This window comes from Streptomyces sp. NPDC088350 (genome assembly GCF_044753545.1).
Taxonomy (GTDB): domain Bacteria; phylum Actinomycetota; class Actinomycetes; order Streptomycetales; family Streptomycetaceae; genus Streptomyces.
The window spans coordinates 400,926-415,425 of the sequence record NZ_JBIVNL010000005.1; the positions used below are offsets into that span (position 1 = coordinate 400,926).

The window sequence follows — 14,500 nt, forward strand, 5'->3', positions numbered from 1 at the left end:
CGTCGCACGCGCCCATGGCATCGGCCGCCGCCTGCTCGGACATCGACGTCGTGGCGGCGCGCGGCACCTTCGAGCCGGGCACCCTCGGTGTCATCGTCGGCGACCCGGTGTTCTCCGCGCTGAAGCGGAAAATCACCGGAAAGAGTCTCTCCAGTTATGCGGTGAACTATCCCGCCGACCTTTCCCTGACGTCCGCCGCGACGGGAAACGCCGACGTGGTGAATCACGTCACCACCCAGGCAGCCGCCTGTCCGAATCAACGTTTCATCCTCGTCGGCTATTCGCAGGGGGCGAACGTCGTCGACAACTCCATCGGAATCAGCAGCGACGGCGCGGTGGTCGGCAGCCCGATCGTGGCGACGATCCCCGCCGCGCTCGCGCCCAAGGTCGCCGCGGTGCTGCTGTTCGGCAACCCGATCCGGGCCCTCGGCAAGAGCGTCACCGGCACCTACCGGAGCCGCACCATCGACTTCTGCGCCAACGGTGACCCCATCTGCCAGAGCGGCGGAACCGACGTCCTGGCCCACCTCGGCTACACCGCCGACGCCGACGCGGCGGCCACGTTCGCCGCGGGCAAGGTCTGAGCCGTAGCAATGCGGGTGTGGGGCCCGGGAGTTGATCCTCCCGGGCCCTACTGGTGTGCGGGAACGGCTACTTGGGTGATGCGGCGAACTCGGCGAGGCTGCCGGCGACGATCTCGGGGCGGCCGTTGTTCTGGACGGGTGCCGCCGTCAGGACGTCCAGGTGCTGGTAGCCGGGGGCGATCACGGGGTGCAGGCCGGCCGGGACGCGGCCCGCGAGCAGACCGTCGCCCGCGAGCACGGTGAGCGTCGGGTTGGCGGTCAACCCGCCCGGATGCACGACGAGTTGCTTCACCTGCGGCGAGGTCGCCAGCTCGATGTCGGTGACCAGCTTGGTCGGGAAGTACTGCTCGGTGAAGTCCAACGGCTGCTCCCCCATGCTGCGGGCCAGTTCGTGGATGTCGGTGACCTCCTTGGAGGCGTTGGTGAAGGGGGTGCCGTCGGCGGACCGGTAGCCGGGGTCGTCGGCGGCGCCGACCCGGTCGTAGTCGCGCCACGTGTAGAGGGGCCCGTGGGGCTGTGCGGGGATCGCCTTGTACTCGACGCCGAAGAGCTGGGTCTGGCCCGAACTCCCGTTGGCGGCGGGGAAGTTCTTGTCGGTGACGGGTCCGCCGTCGAAGAAGCCCACGCTGCTCTGGAGGAACGCGAGGGGTTCGGAGTTGTCGTCCATCAGCGCGCCGAGCACGGCGTCGTTGGTGAGCCGGAAGTCCTTCACCGCGGGTGAGCCGGTGAGGAACGTGGCGGTGTCCTTGGAGAACAGGAAGCGGTTCGTGGCCTCGATGTTGACGTTGGAGGGGAGGTAGGAGGGCAGGTCCGCCTCGCCGTCCGGGTCGCGTGCGGCGCCCAGGCCGGCGATGGCGAGCAGGGTCATGGTCTCGGGGTTGAGCAGCACGGGAGCGGACAGCGAGCGCGACAGCACCCCGCTGTCGAGTCCGGCCTGTACGACCGCGTAACCGAGGCCGATATCAGGGAGGTTGGTGTCGCCGGGGATGCTGCCGCTGAGGTCCGCCAGTGAGGTGGAGATCGTGGTGTCGAGGGCGAAGTAGCCCGCGCACTGGTTCTGTCCGGCGTCCGCCGTGGTGGCGGGGTTCCCGTCGAAGTCGGCCGCAGCGAAGTACCCGGTGATGACGCCGCCGAGCGAGTGTCCGCCGCACAGCACCTTGCGCTTGCGCAGCCCCTGGTCGGGCAACTCGGCTGCGAGCAGGTCGTATTCGTCCCGTACGGTCTGCTCGATGCCCAGCTTGGCCATCCAGCCGAGCCGGTCGTTGCCGACGAATCCGGCGAAGGTCCGGCCGCCGACGGCCTTGCCCCGGTAGTAGTAGTCGACGGCCGTGTGCTGGTCGCCGGAGGCGATTCCGGTCGGATCCTCAAGGCAGTTGGAGCGCCGGTCCAGGGCCCAGAACTCGATGTGCCGTCCCTGCGCGGCGGCTTGGGCGACCGTGTCGCGGGCGACGCTGTCGAACGCGCCGGCCCCCTCCAGGATGCCGGGCTGGGCGACGAGGATCCGGTCGGCGTCGGCCGACGCGGTCGGGCCGTCGGCGGCGCGGTAGCGCAGATACGACAGCCAGTCGCACGCCGCCGGACGGGTGCCGAACGACTGCGGCAACGGCGCTTTCACCCGCACCACCGACTCGGCCACACCGTCGGCGGGATGGGTCGACGCGACCGGGGTCTCGGTGCGGGCGCTCTCTCCCTGGGCCTGTGGGGCGGCGGCGGTGAGCGCGCCGGCGGTCAACAGCACCGCCAGCGCGCCACCGCGCCACGAACTTCCTCTGCTGCGACTCGTCTTCATGCCCGGACCGTAGGACGGCCGCGCCCCCGGGGTCAGGCGGTGCTCACAAGAACGCAGCGCCCGGCGCGCCCCTTGTCACCGGCCCGCAGAGAACGGGCCGGCGAGGTCAGGCGTCCTTGATCGTCGCGGTGACGGGCGTGCCGGTCTCGACGGTACGGCTGACCGTGCACAGCCGTTCGTGGGAGACGGTGACCGCCCGGGGCAGGATGGCGCGGGCCCGGTCCCCGGCCTCGCCCTCGGGGAAGGTCACGGCGAAGGTGACCGCCAGGTCGGTCATCCGGTTGCCGAGGTCGTCGCTGACCTTGTTGCCGGTCACGGTGACGGTGAAGCCGTCCGGCTCGGTGTGCCGGGTGGTGGCGACGTCGACGTCGGCCGCGGTGCAGCCGCCGATCGCGGCGAGCAGCAGCTCGACCGGGGTGAACTCGGTGCCGCCGTCATTGGCGGTACCGAAGTCGATCGTGCCGCCGCGGGCGTTGGTCGCGGTGAACCGGCCGGGGCCGGTGCGGTCGACGGTGACGAGGCGCAGGGGGTTTTCGCTCATGGTGGAGATCTTCCCAGAGAGCGCCACCGGATCCCGATGCCGGCCGGTGCGGGCAGGACGTGTCCGTGCCGCCCGCACCGGGTGGTTCAGGAGACCTGCGAGGCGTCGACGAGGACGACCCGGTGGTTGTACTGGATGGTGTAGTACTTGGCGGCGCCGGTGACGTAGGTGTCGCCCGAGACGAAGAAGTCGTCGGCGCTGACCGGCGGTTGGGTGGCCACGTAGGCCTGGCCCGCCGGGAAGGTGTAGAGGGTCAGGGGCTTCTGCGTGGACGGGGACAGGCCGGACGGGTACTCCGACGCCTGCGGGTAGCCGGAGCCGTAGAGGATCGCGGCATGGTCGCCGGAGTGGACGACGGTGGCGTCCGGCGCGGCGCAGGTGTTGGCGCCGCCGGGGTTGTAGAACCACACCTTCGATCCGCTGAACCAGATGGCGGTCCAGTCACCGTCGACGTCGGCGACCACGAACTGCTGGCCGGCCACGACGGTGCTGCCCCAGTCGTGGATCGAGTCGGTGCCCGCGGTCGCGCCGGGGTGGATGGCCGGGTCGGCGAACAGGGGCGCGTCCGCACTGGCGGCGGTGCGCACGGGAAGGAAGTTGGAGGGCGCGGTGCTGTCGGCGCACGCGGTGGTCGCGCCCGTGGGGTCGTCGGCCGGGCAGACCTGGACGGTCTGCTGGTTGGTCGCGAACTCCGGGCTGATGGTGACCGCCGAGCCCACCGCCGGGACGTGCCGGGCGGCGGTGTGCGCGCCGGCCGCGTCCGCCGGGGCGAGCAGGTTCATGAAGGCCGTCCAGTCCCAGTAGGGGCCCGGGTCCCAGTGCATGCCCGCGAGGTAACTGTCCCGCGGGCCGGGCACGTTGTCGTGGCCGATGATGTGCTCGCGGTCGAGCGGGATGTCGAACCTCGCGGCGAGGTACTTCACCAGATCGGCCGTCGCCTGGTACTGCGTCTGCGTGTACCAGGTGGCTCCGTGGGCGGCGTAGCCCTCGTGCTCGATGCCTATCGAGTGCATGTTGAACCAGTAGTTGCCCGCGTGGAACGCGATGTTCTTGGTGGGCGTCATCTGCGTCACGGCGCCGTCCGAGGCCCGCATGACGTAGTGCGCCGAGTCGCCGGCACCGGGTGTCTGGAAGGTCGCGATCGCGGCGTCGTAGGACGACTCGGTGTCGTGCAGGACGATGTACTTGATCTGCACCCCGTCGCCGGGACGGCCCGCCACCTGCCCGTTCGAGGCGGCAGCGGCGAGGAACGTGCAGTCCACCGTGGGCGGGCACTCGGTGTCGGTGTCCGTCACGGCGGCCTTCAGCTTCAGCTCGGACAGCTGCGGCGTCTCGGGGTGTACGGCACGCTGCGCCGGGAGTTGGACGCGCTGGCCGTCAACGGTGGTGCGCGCGGCGCCCGTTGTCACGGTCTTGAAGACGCGGTCGGCGAAGAGCTGTGCGGCCTTCTTGTCGGACGACTGGCTGTACTTGGCCACCGCCCCGTACCAGTCGGCCGGGTCGGCGGTCGCCTTCCCCGTCAACTCCTTCTGGTACGAGGCCAGTAGCGCGGCGCCGGCGCGGATGTTCTCGTCGTCGTCGGTGCGCACCCGCGCCGCCGGGGTGCCGGTGAGTTCGGCCGCCGCGTCGAGGGTGTGCAGGGCCGGGTCCGCCGTCAGTTCGGCGAGGTCACCACGGCCGGCCGCGCCCGCCGCGCCTGCGGACACCATCTTGGCGGTGACGTCCGTCAGGTTCATCGGGCCGTATCCGCCCGAGGTGTTGTACTTCCCGTCGTGGTCGTCCCACTGCGACTCCTGGTACGACACGGCCAGGAGCACCGGCAGCGGTACGCCGAACTCCTTGGCGGCGTCGGCGAAGGAGGACTGCCGGTCGGCGCTGGAGGAGGACGGGGCGGCCTGTGCCGTCGACGGCAGCACGGCGAAACAGCCGACGGCCACGAGGCCGCCGGCCAGGATCCAGGCCGGCGACTTTCGGGGGGATCTTGAACGCAAGGATTCCTGCAACGGTCTTCCCTTGTACGTAGTGCCCTGATGCAGACGTGCGGGGCGACGCCTGCCCGAACCACCCTGCGGAAGCCTCCGGCCCTACCCGCAGGGGAGGTTCCGCAACTGGTGCCCGATGGAGCCTAGTTGACCGATGCTGTATCGTTTTTCGATAACATCGAGAAACGATAAGCAGGGGGCGGTCCACCATGACCGAGGAGTCGGCCGGAACCAGGAGCGGCAGCACCGGAAACCCGCTGGAACCCATGGCCGGCGTGGTCACCGCGCTCTGCGCGCTGGTCGCGGTGTTCCTGATCCTGAAGTCCTTCGCCGTGGTCGGGCTCGGCGGCGCCTTCGGCTGGGGCGACGGCTCGGTCTGCGCCACCGACCACTCCACGCACACGGGCGGCGAGGACTGGCTGAGCCGGACCATGGAGCCCAGGCAGGGCATCGAGGTCCTGTTCTCGCCGCAGTACTGCGACAACCACCCCGGCGGCGGCGCACGCCTGCTGAGCACGCTGACCGAACTACCTTCGTCCGCCCTCTACCTCGGCGCCCTGTTCCTGCTGTACCGGGTGATCCGCGCCGCCCGCCAGGACGGCCCGTACACCGTCCACACCGCGGGCCGCCTGCGCCTCCTCGGCTGGTACCTGGCCGTCGGCAGCCTCGTCCGCCACCTCACCGAGAGCGTCGCGGGAGCCGCCCTGCTCAACTCCCTGCGGACGGGCGACCACAGGCCGCTGCTCTACGACGTCGACAAGGGCATGCCGTACTTCGCCCTGCTCACCGGTATCGGACTGCTCTCCCTCGCCCGGATCATGCGCGTCGGCACGGCGATGCGCGAAGACCTCGAAGGCGTCATCTGATGTCACCGGCCGAAGCCGACCCGCATGCCATCGAGGTCCACCTCGACCGGATCCTGGAGGAACGGGGCATGACCCTGGCCGAACTCGCCGCCCAGGTGGGCGTCACCAACGTCAACCTGTCCATCCTCAAGAACGGCCGCGCGAAGGCCATCCGCTTCAGCACCCTGACCCGCATCTGCGAAGTCCTCGACTGCCAGCCCGGCGATCTCCTCACCCACCGTCCGCAGCACGGGACTTCGGGCCGGTGATCAGCCGGTGCGGGCGGTTTCCCGCGACAACTGACGGGGCGTCACCCCGGGGGCGCGAACATGCCACACGCGGGCCGGCGGGACGTTGCCCCACACGGTGCGGCACTCGGCGCCATGGGTCTGCTGGAACGTGTCGAGCACATGGGTGACACCGCCGTGCCGGGCCAGGCTCCGGGAGGTGCCCAGCAGCGCGCGGAGGCGGGCGGTTGCCCGGTAGCCGAAGTACGTCAGGTGTCCGCCGGGCCTGAGCGCGGCCAGATAGCGTGCGAGCAGCTCCGACACCTCGTCGGGGCGGAAGTTGGCGAACGGCAGCCCGGAGACGATCACGTCGTAGCGCGCCTGCGGGTCGAGCTGCTCGACCGGCCCCGCGATCAAGGAGATTCGGTCCCCGTGGGCCGCGAGCCGCGGGTCGTCCCGCAGGTCGGCCGCGAGGAGACGGGTGAAGCGGGGGTTGGCCTCGACCAGGTCCAGCGTGTCCTCGGGGCCGAGCAGATCCGCCAGCACGCGGGAGACCGCGCCCGTTCCGGCACCGACCTCCAGCACGGTGCGCGGCCGTCCGGTCCGCTGCGCGAGGGGCGCCGCGAGCGCGTCGGCGAGGTGCCGGCCGCTGGGGGTCACGGCCCCGGTCGTACGAAAGGTCCGGAGCATCTCGGCGAGGAACAGCCGGCGGTCGGCGAGACGCCGGGCCGGGGTGCGCCGGACGGACGGGGTGCGTGTCGGGGAGAGAACCATGGCCTGGACGCTAGGCAGCGCCGAAGCCCGGCGAATCGGCTGATGTGCGGCGCCCGTACCCTACGAAAGTCGGGGGTCACGATGTCCGTTCGTCGGGGGTGCCCGGGCGTGGTCCTCCCTAGGATGACCAGGTGAAGACCGGGGCAGAACGCGGTGTGCCGCTGTGGGCGGAGGTGCCGTCGGCGGTGCTGCTCACTCTGTTGTCCACGCTGGAGGGCTTCAGGTCGGCCGGTGACACCCTGGCCGATCCCGCGCCGTGGGTCGCCGCCGCCGCGTCGCTCGGGGCGCTCGGCCGCCACCGGTTCCCGAAGGCGACGGCGGGACTGGCGTTGGTCGCGGTCGCCCTGGGCTCGGTGTTCCCGCTGCTGGTGACGCTGTATCACTTCGCCTCGCGGGACCGGTTGCGGGCGGTGTGGGTGTGCCTGGGGATCGGGTCGGTCACCGGGCTGCTCTGGCTGGCTGTCGCGTCGGCGCTGGGACGTCCCCTCTCCTGGGTGCGGCTGAGCACCTGGGTCGCCTCCGGGGTCGGGAACGCCGTACTGGTGGCCCTCGCCCTGGCCCTCGGCATGTGGGCGGGCAGCAGGCGCAGACTGCTGGGCGCGCTGCGGCATCAGGTCGAACAGCTGCGCGTGGAGCGCGAGTTGCGTGCCGAGCAGGCGCGGTCGGCGGAGCGGGCCCGGATCGCCCGTGAGATGCACGATGTGCTCGCCCACCGGCTGAGCCTGCTGATGCTGCACGCCGGGGTGCTGCAACTGCGCGAGGAGGGCATGTCCCCCGCCGGTCTGGAACGGCTGGCCCTGCTGCGCGGCACGGCCGGGCAGGCGCTGGACGATCTGCGCCAAGTGCTGGGAGCGCTGCGGTCCGACCGGCCCGCCGACGCCACGACTGTTCCGGTGCCGCCCCTCCAGGACCTGGACGAGCTGCTGACCGAGGCCCGCGCCGCCGGCCAGGTGGTCGAGTCGGTGGTGTCCGGTGACGCGGAGAGCGCGTCCACCAGCCACCGCCTGGCGGTCCACCGCCTCGTACGGGAGGCCCTGACCAACGCCCGCAGACACGCCCATGACGCACCCGTCACGGTGAACGTGCACTACGGGCCGCCGGTCACCACCGTGGAAGTGGTCAACGGACCCGCCGCACCCGGCGGGCAGTCCACGGCCTTCGAAAGTCCTGCGACACCGGGTGGCTACGGTCTGATCGGTCTTGCGGAGCGGGTCGCGGCGCTCGGCGGTCACCTGTACACCGGCGCCTCCGACAGCGGCTGGCGGCTCTCCGCCCGGCTGCCCGGGCCCTCCCCCGTCTCCCCTCCGGCGTCCACCTCATGATCAACGTTCTGGTCGTCGACGACGACGCCCTCGTCCGGCTCGGTCTCGTCGACCTGCTGTCCACCGACCCCGAACTGACCGTCGTCGCCGAGGCGTCGGACGGCCTCGCCGCGGTCGAACAGGCGACCCGGCACCGGGTCGACATCGCCCTCGTCGACATACGGATGCCCCGCATGGACGGCATCACGGCGACCCGCCGACTGCGCGCCCTCCCGGACCCACCGCGCGTGATCACCCTGACCACCTTCGACCTCGACGAGTACGTCTACGACGCGCTCGCCGCCGGCGCGGACGGCTTCCTGCTCAAGGACGCCGAACCCCGCGAGATCATCCGCGCGGTGCACGTGGTGGCGGACGGCCACGGCATGCTGCACCCGGCCGCCGCCCGCCATCTCATCGACCACTACCACCGCGCCGCCCGCCCCGAAGCGCTGGAGGCGCGCACCCGCATCGGCGCGCTGACGCCCCGTGAGACGGACGTCCTCGCGCGGCTCGCACAGGGCGATTCCAACGCGGAGATCGCGACGGTACTGGGGATGCGCGAGAGCACCGTCAAAGCCCACGTCAGCCGCATCCTCAACACCCTGGGCACCGGCAACCGCGTCCAGGCCGCGCTGCTGGCCCGGGACGCGGGGCTGGGCGACCGCGGCTGAGCGGTCGCGGAATCAAGGGGACGTCGCCGCGTACAGCCCCTTCTCCCGCAGCGCAGAATCACGCAAGATTTTGCGCTTCTTGCACTCACTCGCGGTCCCGAAGCGCAAGCCCGCGACAGGTGTGCCGGATACGTCGGCCGAAGTCTGCATGGGGGTCTCCTCAAGCCGCTTCGGCATCCGGGGGGGGAGGGAGGAACTACTGCGGGGTTGGGAGCCCCTTCTCCGGGTTGCAGTCCCGCCCCTGCCCGGCATCGACAACTGAAGCCGAATCTGCGGCAGTTCGGGGTGCGCCCCCCTCTCCTTCGATGCTCTGTTCAGGATCCGAACCGCAGGCCTGGCCTCAACTCGGCCTGTTCTTTCATCACTTGACATATCCGGTAGGGACTTCGGTGATCGTCGTGGACATCACGTCCACAGGGGGGCCTTTCCCGTCCAGCTGACGATGAGCTGTATGTCGTCCAACCGGCCGGATTCGAACAGATCGGCCGCGTCCTCGCCGAAGCCGAGTTGCCAGTCCCCACCGGGGCTCGTGCCGTACAGCGAGGTCCAGCTCGCGGCGTTGCCCCGCCGGGTGCTGGCTGTGCCGCCGGTGGCGGTGGCCTCGCCGCCGGCCGTTCCGCGCGTCAGCGACACCACGGTGTTGGGCACCGGTCCGCCGCTGTCGAGCCGGACGGCGAGCGCGGAGGTGACGAGCTCGGTGACGCCGACCGGGAAGTCGACGTCGCGCAGGTTGAGGGTGATCGAACGGGCCGTGGGGTCAACGGGGTTGTTGAGGTCGTACCACTGGTCGGGGAAGTCGGCCGCCAGGCTGAAGACGCGGTCGGAACCACGCTCCCGGTTGCTGTTGAGGACGGTCGTCAGCTGGCTGCGGTAGGCGTCGTCCTGCAGGGCCGTGTAGTCGACCGTGAGCAGTACATCGGCGATGGCGGAGAAGTCCAGCGGATTCGCCGCGGGCGGCAGCCGGAGTTCCCAGGTGGTGTCCACACCGCTGGATTCGAACGGCAGCAGCATGTCCGACTGGGCGTCGAGTTCGAAGACGCCGCTGGCGCTGACCGGCGAGGTCAGCGCGACCATGCCGGGGTCGTGACGTACCACGATGTCCTTGAAGGCCGCGTCCTGCCGGGTGGTCACCCGGGAGATGCCATTGGAGGACAGCGTGGCGCGGATCCCCCGGTCCGGAGGCACGAGAGCGACGATGCTGGTGCGCACCTGACGGATCATGCGGAGGTAGTGGCCGGGGAAGTCGGCGTCGAAGAGGGCCATCGGTGTGGCGAAGGCCAGGTTTCCGGTGCGGCGGAACTCCAGGAACTCCACCGGCATGAGCTGGGCGAGGGAGAACGTCTGGGACAGGTTGAGACGCCTGCGCTCCGACCGGAGGGCGTACTCCTCGAGCCCGCTCAGGTCCTGGCTGAGCTGTTCCGCACCGGTCAACCCCCGGCGGTTGGCCTGGGCGGCGCCCGCGGTCAGCTCGGCGGGCGTCTGCCAGTAGTCGCCGGCGATCAGGGTCTGCGCCGACTCCGCGCGCTCGAAGGCCAGTTGGGCCTGGGCGAGCCGGGCGGTGGCGGTGGCCTGCTGCAGGAAGTACCGGTAGACCCCGCCGAGCGTGTTGCTCATCCACAGATACAGGTCGGCGTTGGTGAACTGGTCGTTGAGGAACTTCAGCGTCGCCGTCGCCTGGTCGCGCTGGAGCGTGGCGATGGCCTCCTCCTGGCCCGCGATGGCCACCTGGTCGTTGGCGGTGACCACCTGGGCGGCGGCGACCAGCGAGTCCTGCTCGGAGGTGGCCTTCGCCAGCCGCCACTCGTCCTTGCGCTGTTCGATACCGGCCTTGAGCTGGTTGGCGTCCATCCGCGCCTGGAGGGTGTTCTCGTTGGACTGGAGGATCCCCTTGCCGATGATTCCGGCGGAGATGGTCATCGCTATGGCCTGCCTGGCGCCGCCGGAGAAGACCGCGCCGGCGAGATCGGCCGCGTTGTAGGCCTGCTGGAGGACGCCGATCGAGGTGTCCACCGCGTTGATCTCGTTTCTGACGGACCTCATCTCGCCGTACTGGTCGAGGAGGTCCCGCTCGTACTGGTTCGGCTGCTGGTTGATCTGCCGGTCGTAGGTCCTGGTCATGTTGTCGGCCTTGGTGCGCTGTGCCACGGCGGCCTTGACCGCGTCGTTCGCCTCCGTCACCCGGTCCGCGGCGAGAGTGATCTGCGCGTTGCTCAGTTCGATGCCCTTGAGGGCGTCGAAGACCTGGAGGTTCCGCTGGTCGTACTTCTCCAGCGCGGCGAGGTAGCCCGCCTCCATCTGGACGGCCTGGGCGACGAGTTGACGGGCCCGCTCCAGCAACGTCTTGAAGCGGAAGGGCGTGGGCTGGCTGACCGTGATCGCGCCGAAGGCGTTCTGGGTACGGGCCATTCCGGCGATGTTCCGGCCCTGCCTGAGCTTGTCGAGCTGTACGTTCGCCCGGGCCGCGAGGGATTCCAGGTCCGGGATCGGAAGCTTCGGTTCGTCCTGGTTCTTGGGTGCGACCGGGCTGAGTGCGGCGGTGCCGAGGAGCCGGCGTGCGGTCAGGTAGAGGCTCCGGGCGTTCGCGACCGACTCGTCGGTCTCGCGGCTGAATTCGGCGTCCGCGTAGTCGAGGTGACAGCGGATCACCGACAGCAGCGTGTAGCGGGTGAAGGGGGTGGGCCGTCCGGTCTCCACGAGTCCGAAGGGGTCCAGCTTCTCGGTCCACTGCGGCGGGAAGGTGAGGACGGGCTGTGCAGGTGTCCCGCCGATCTCGGCGGTGATCCGGCTGTAGACCGAGACGGGGTGGGCGACGTCGTAGGGGTACACGAGCCAGTACCAGTCCAGTGCGGCACGGTAGTCGCCCGCGCTCTGCAGGCGCTGGGCGAGCAGCAGCGGCACGGCCCAGAAGATCTCCCGGTACGACGGATCCAGCGGCTTGTCCTGCTGGAGCGCCGCGAGAGCGGTCTGGTGGGCCGCCGACCTGGTGGGGTCGAGATAGGTGAAGTCCCTCCCTATCGATTTCACGTAGGCGGCCGCTTCCACTTCGGCCCGGTCCGCGCCGAAGGTGCCCGAACCGCGGATGGCGTCGAAGAAGACACGCAGTTGATCCGAACCACCCGCCACCAGCAGGGTCGGGTCGAGGTTGCGTTCGGGGAACAGGAAGGCCGTGGTCGCGGCCTGCCAGCTGCCCAGCTCGCCCATCCAGACCCATGCCCGGGTGAAGGCGTCCGGGTTGCCGAGCTGCCAGCCGGAAGCGGGATGGGCCGACGGCATCTCGCCGGACCGCTTGGCGGACATCAGCGTCTGGATGCTCTCGATCGCCTGCCTGATGCGGGTGGTGCGCAGGGTTCCGCCGGCGAGGACGTCGACGAAGAACAGCGCCGTCATCTCCTCGCCGACGACGCTGATGGCGGTGGCGGGTGTGGGTGCCAGGTCGCTGAGCAGCGCGTCGCGCAGGATCGGCAGGGCGGTCTGCTCGGCCGTGGCGACGGCCTGCGCGTTCCCGTCGATCAGGTCCTGGCGCTGGGTGGTCCGGCTGCGCAGCACCGACTGCCAGTCGTCACGGGCGTCGTCGTCGACCCGGTAGGGGCTGGCCTGCGGGCCGTCGTCGGACAGCACGAAGTAGTCGGGAGAGAGGACGAAGGTGGTCTCCTGGGCCTTCCAGGCCGGGAGCAGCGTCGATCGTTTGTGGGCACCGGTGAGTACCGCGACGGCGTCGTTCCACTCGGCTGTGGTGAGGGATCCGGCGGCGGCGAGCCGGCTGAGGTTGCGCAGGGCGAGGAATCCGGGCCGGGTCAGTCCGGCGGCGGTGAGCAGTCCGCCGATGTCGGTGCCGTGGCTCTCCTGGTTCTCCCAGTCGGCGAGGTCGGCGCCGGGCAGTACCTGGGCCAGCATCGCGGCGAGCCCCTGGGCCGCGCTGCCACCGGCGGGGGGACGAAGGCCGTCGAGGAGTTGGCCGTAGTCGGCGAGGGCTTTGGCCCGCTGGGTGATCAGCAGACGGACGGGGTCGCCGTTCGGTCCGTCGATGACGTCGCCGGCGCCGATCACGTCCGGGTCGGCGAGCGCTCCGTACGTCCTCGGCGTGATCGGGTGCTGGTCCTGGTCGGCCCAGGACAGCGCCAGACCGGCCAGTTGCCAGGTGAGCAGCAGCGGGGTGGTCAGCGTCCGCAAGGGATCGGCGGCGGTGGTGGAGGTGAGACCGAAGACCGTCTCCAGCGCCGTCTCGCTGAGCCGTGTGTCGTCGAGCATCAGCTGGTCCAGCTCGTCGGGGCCGGTCGACGACAGCCGGATGCCGAGCCGTGCCGCCAGCGCCCGGCGGACCTCGGGGTCCGCGCCCCGGGCCAGCCGCAGCTCCGGGTAGGAGGTGCCCACGGCCGCGAGGAGCGAGCCGTACGCCGCCGTGCGATAGGCGGCCTCCCCCGCCGCGCCGGGGCCGGTGGGGGCGTGCCCGGCCGCGATGCGTGCCCGGAGCAGTTCGATGGGCACCCGCAGCTGGTTGATCTCGACGGTCCCGCGGTTGGCCTCCGCCGACTGCGCCTGGCTCAGCCGGTCGACGGGCTGGCCCAGGACACCGACCAGGGTGGCCGTGTCCAGCGGGGTGCCCGGTACCGCTGCGGGAACCGCGGCCACGCTGTCGGTGTCCGGTGGAGTCTCCATTCCGCCCGGCAGGGGAACCACTATCTGTTCCTGGGCGAAGGAGAGCAGCGCGGTCAGATACTCACGTTCGCCGAGCCGTTCCTCCAGCGTCTTCGGCACATAGTCGCTGACGACGGTGACCGCGCATGATTGCGGGTCCGGAGTCGTGTTGCCCGCCTTGTCCGTCGCCCATACGTAGATCGTGTGGGCGCCGAACCCGGTCAGCGGCACGCCGGCGTGCCAGCTGCCGAAGTCGTTGCCCGACAGCGGCTGTGCCGGTGTCCTGACCCCGTCCTTGCTCAGGGCCCAGGCCACGCCGGCGCTCCCGCCGGCCATTCCGCTCTGGGCGTCCTGCACGGTTCCGGTCAGCTGGGCCGTCGCCCGGCCGGCCGAGTCGCCGATGGCGTTGGTCGGCTGATCGACCGTCAGGATCGGCAGTCCGACGTCCCGGCCGACGACCGTACGGATCTTCGTCGATGCGAAGTGGTCGCGGTCGGCGACGGTCACGGAGATCGGCCTCGACCCCAGCGGCATGGATCCGAGGGTGATGAGCTGCTGGAAGGTGGTGCTGGAGACGTTGTCGGTGGAGACGGTCTGATCGTCCCAGGCGAGCGTGACCTTGACCGGGAAGTACTGGTCGGCCGGGATGTCGACCTGTACGTTGACCGCCGCCCCGCTGACGCCCAGGTCGACCGGCGCGCCCTCGGCCGGTGCCGTCACCGTGAAGGCGGGCGGGACGGCCGCCGCCACCGTGATGCCGACGTTGCCGGACCGGTAGACCAGCCCGGTGCTGGTCTTCGCCTCGGCGTAGAAGGTATGGGCGCCGGGGGTGGGGAACGTCAGGGACAGTGGTCCGCCGCTCTGGTTCGCCCTGATCTTCTCGACGCCGTCGATGCCGGCCGCCGTCTGGGAGAACGTGACGAGAGGTGTCGAGGCGTAGAAGCCGTGGATCGCGTCCCAGGTGTAGCGCGCGCCGGGAAAGGCGTTGATCGACATGGAGGCGGCGACGCCCGCCACCACCCGCCCGGTGGGCGCGGCGATGCTCACCGACGGCTGTTGGTCCTCCGGTGGCGGTCCGTCCGGCGGCTGAAAGATCGACATGACTGGCCCGTTGTTGGCATTCTCTAATTCTTTGTTCGTCACAGGAA

The 14,500-nt window shown here is 70.5% G+C and carries 10 protein-coding genes; 5 read left to right on the forward strand and 5 right to left on the reverse strand.

Going from position 1 to position 14,500, the window contains the following annotated elements; translation table 11 throughout:
* The first annotated feature begins 14 nt into the window (after positions 1-14).
* Positions 15-584 (forward strand): cutinase family protein, encoded by a 570-nt coding sequence (locus tag ACIQBL_RS19720; protein ID WP_401943411.1) that lies wholly within the window; start codon positions 15-17, stop codon positions 582-584.
* 67 nt (positions 585-651) lie between these two features.
* Here ACIQBL_RS19720 and ACIQBL_RS19725 read toward each other — a convergent pair whose 3' ends face one another.
* From ACIQBL_RS19725 to ACIQBL_RS19735, 3 genes are all read right to left on the reverse strand, one after another.
* On the reverse strand, positions 652-2,373 hold the full coding sequence (locus ACIQBL_RS19725; protein WP_401943414.1) for a hypothetical protein: 1,722 nt from the start codon (positions 2,371-2,373) through the stop codon (positions 652-654).
* A 106-nt stretch (positions 2,374-2,479) separates the two neighbouring features.
* Positions 2,480-2,914, reverse strand: a complete 435-nt coding sequence (locus tag ACIQBL_RS19730; protein WP_401943417.1) for an OsmC family protein — start codon at positions 2,912-2,914, stop codon at positions 2,480-2,482.
* Positions 2,915-3,000: 86 nt separating this feature from the next.
* On the reverse strand, positions 3,001-4,905 hold the full coding sequence (locus tag ACIQBL_RS19735; protein ID WP_401943420.1) for an N-acetylmuramoyl-L-alanine amidase: 1,905 nt from the start codon (positions 4,903-4,905) through the stop codon (positions 3,001-3,003).
* Between the two features lie 200 nt (positions 4,906-5,105).
* Between ACIQBL_RS19735 and ACIQBL_RS19740 the strand changes: the two genes are divergently transcribed.
* Positions 5,106-5,762, forward strand: a complete 657-nt coding sequence (locus tag ACIQBL_RS19740; protein ID WP_401943423.1) for a DUF2975 domain-containing protein — start codon at positions 5,106-5,108, stop codon at positions 5,760-5,762.
* On the forward strand, positions 5,762-6,010 hold the full coding sequence (locus ACIQBL_RS19745) for a helix-turn-helix domain-containing protein (RefSeq protein ID WP_381246952.1): 249 nt from the start codon (positions 5,762-5,764) through the stop codon (positions 6,008-6,010). Before ACIQBL_RS19740 ends, ACIQBL_RS19745 begins: the two co-directional genes overlap by 1 nt.
* On the opposite strand, the gene ACIQBL_RS19750 is transcribed toward ACIQBL_RS19745, so the two are convergent.
* On the reverse strand, positions 6,011-6,742 hold the full coding sequence (locus ACIQBL_RS19750) for a class I SAM-dependent methyltransferase (protein WP_401943426.1): 732 nt from the start codon (positions 6,740-6,742) through the stop codon (positions 6,011-6,013). It abuts the gene before it with no gap.
* A gap of 131 nt (positions 6,743-6,873) precedes the next feature.
* Between ACIQBL_RS19750 and ACIQBL_RS19755 the strand changes: the two genes are divergently transcribed.
* Together ACIQBL_RS19755 and ACIQBL_RS19760 are read left to right on the forward strand one after the other, a co-directional pair.
* Positions 6,874-8,064, forward strand: a complete 1,191-nt coding sequence (locus ACIQBL_RS19755) for a sensor histidine kinase (RefSeq protein WP_401943429.1) — start codon at positions 6,874-6,876, stop codon at positions 8,062-8,064.
* On the forward strand, positions 8,061-8,717 hold the full coding sequence (locus ACIQBL_RS19760; RefSeq protein ID WP_401943432.1) for a response regulator: 657 nt from the start codon (positions 8,061-8,063) through the stop codon (positions 8,715-8,717). The genes ACIQBL_RS19755 and ACIQBL_RS19760 overlap by 4 nt, the downstream gene beginning before the upstream one ends.
* A 405-nt stretch (positions 8,718-9,122) precedes the next feature.
* On the opposite strand, the gene ACIQBL_RS19765 is transcribed toward ACIQBL_RS19760, so the two are convergent.
* On the reverse strand, positions 9,123-14,453 hold the full coding sequence (locus tag ACIQBL_RS19765) for a neuraminidase-like domain-containing protein (protein ID WP_401943434.1): 5,331 nt from the start codon (positions 14,451-14,453) through the stop codon (positions 9,123-9,125).
* Between the last annotated feature and the right edge of the window lie 47 nt (positions 14,454-14,500).

Excerpts from the sequence above, each read along its gene's own strand:
- ACIQBL_RS19745 (WP_381246952.1), top strand. The coding sequence starts at position 5,762 with ATGTCACCGGCCGAAGCCGACCCGCATGCCATCGAGGTCCACCTCGAC.
- ACIQBL_RS19730 (WP_401943417.1), bottom strand. The coding sequence starts at position 2,914 with ATGAGCGAAAACCCCCTGCGCCTCGTCACCGTCGACCGCACCGGCCCC.
- ACIQBL_RS19750 (WP_401943426.1), bottom strand. The coding sequence starts at position 6,742 with ATGGTTCTCTCCCCGACACGCACCCCGTCCGTCCGGCGCACCCCGGCC.
- ACIQBL_RS19765 (WP_401943434.1), bottom strand. The coding sequence starts at position 14,453 with ATGTCGATCTTTCAGCCGCCGGACGGACCGCCACCGGAGGACCAACAG.
- ACIQBL_RS19725 (WP_401943414.1), bottom strand. The coding sequence starts at position 2,373 with ATGAAGACGAGTCGCAGCAGAGGAAGTTCGTGGCGCGGTGGCGCGCTG.
- ACIQBL_RS19760 (WP_401943432.1), top strand. The coding sequence starts at position 8,061 with ATGATCAACGTTCTGGTCGTCGACGACGACGCCCTCGTCCGGCTCGGT.
- ACIQBL_RS19720 (WP_401943411.1), top strand. The coding sequence starts at position 15 with ATGGCATCGGCCGCCGCCTGCTCGGACATCGACGTCGTGGCGGCGCGC.
- ACIQBL_RS19740 (WP_401943423.1), top strand. The coding sequence starts at position 5,106 with ATGACCGAGGAGTCGGCCGGAACCAGGAGCGGCAGCACCGGAAACCCG.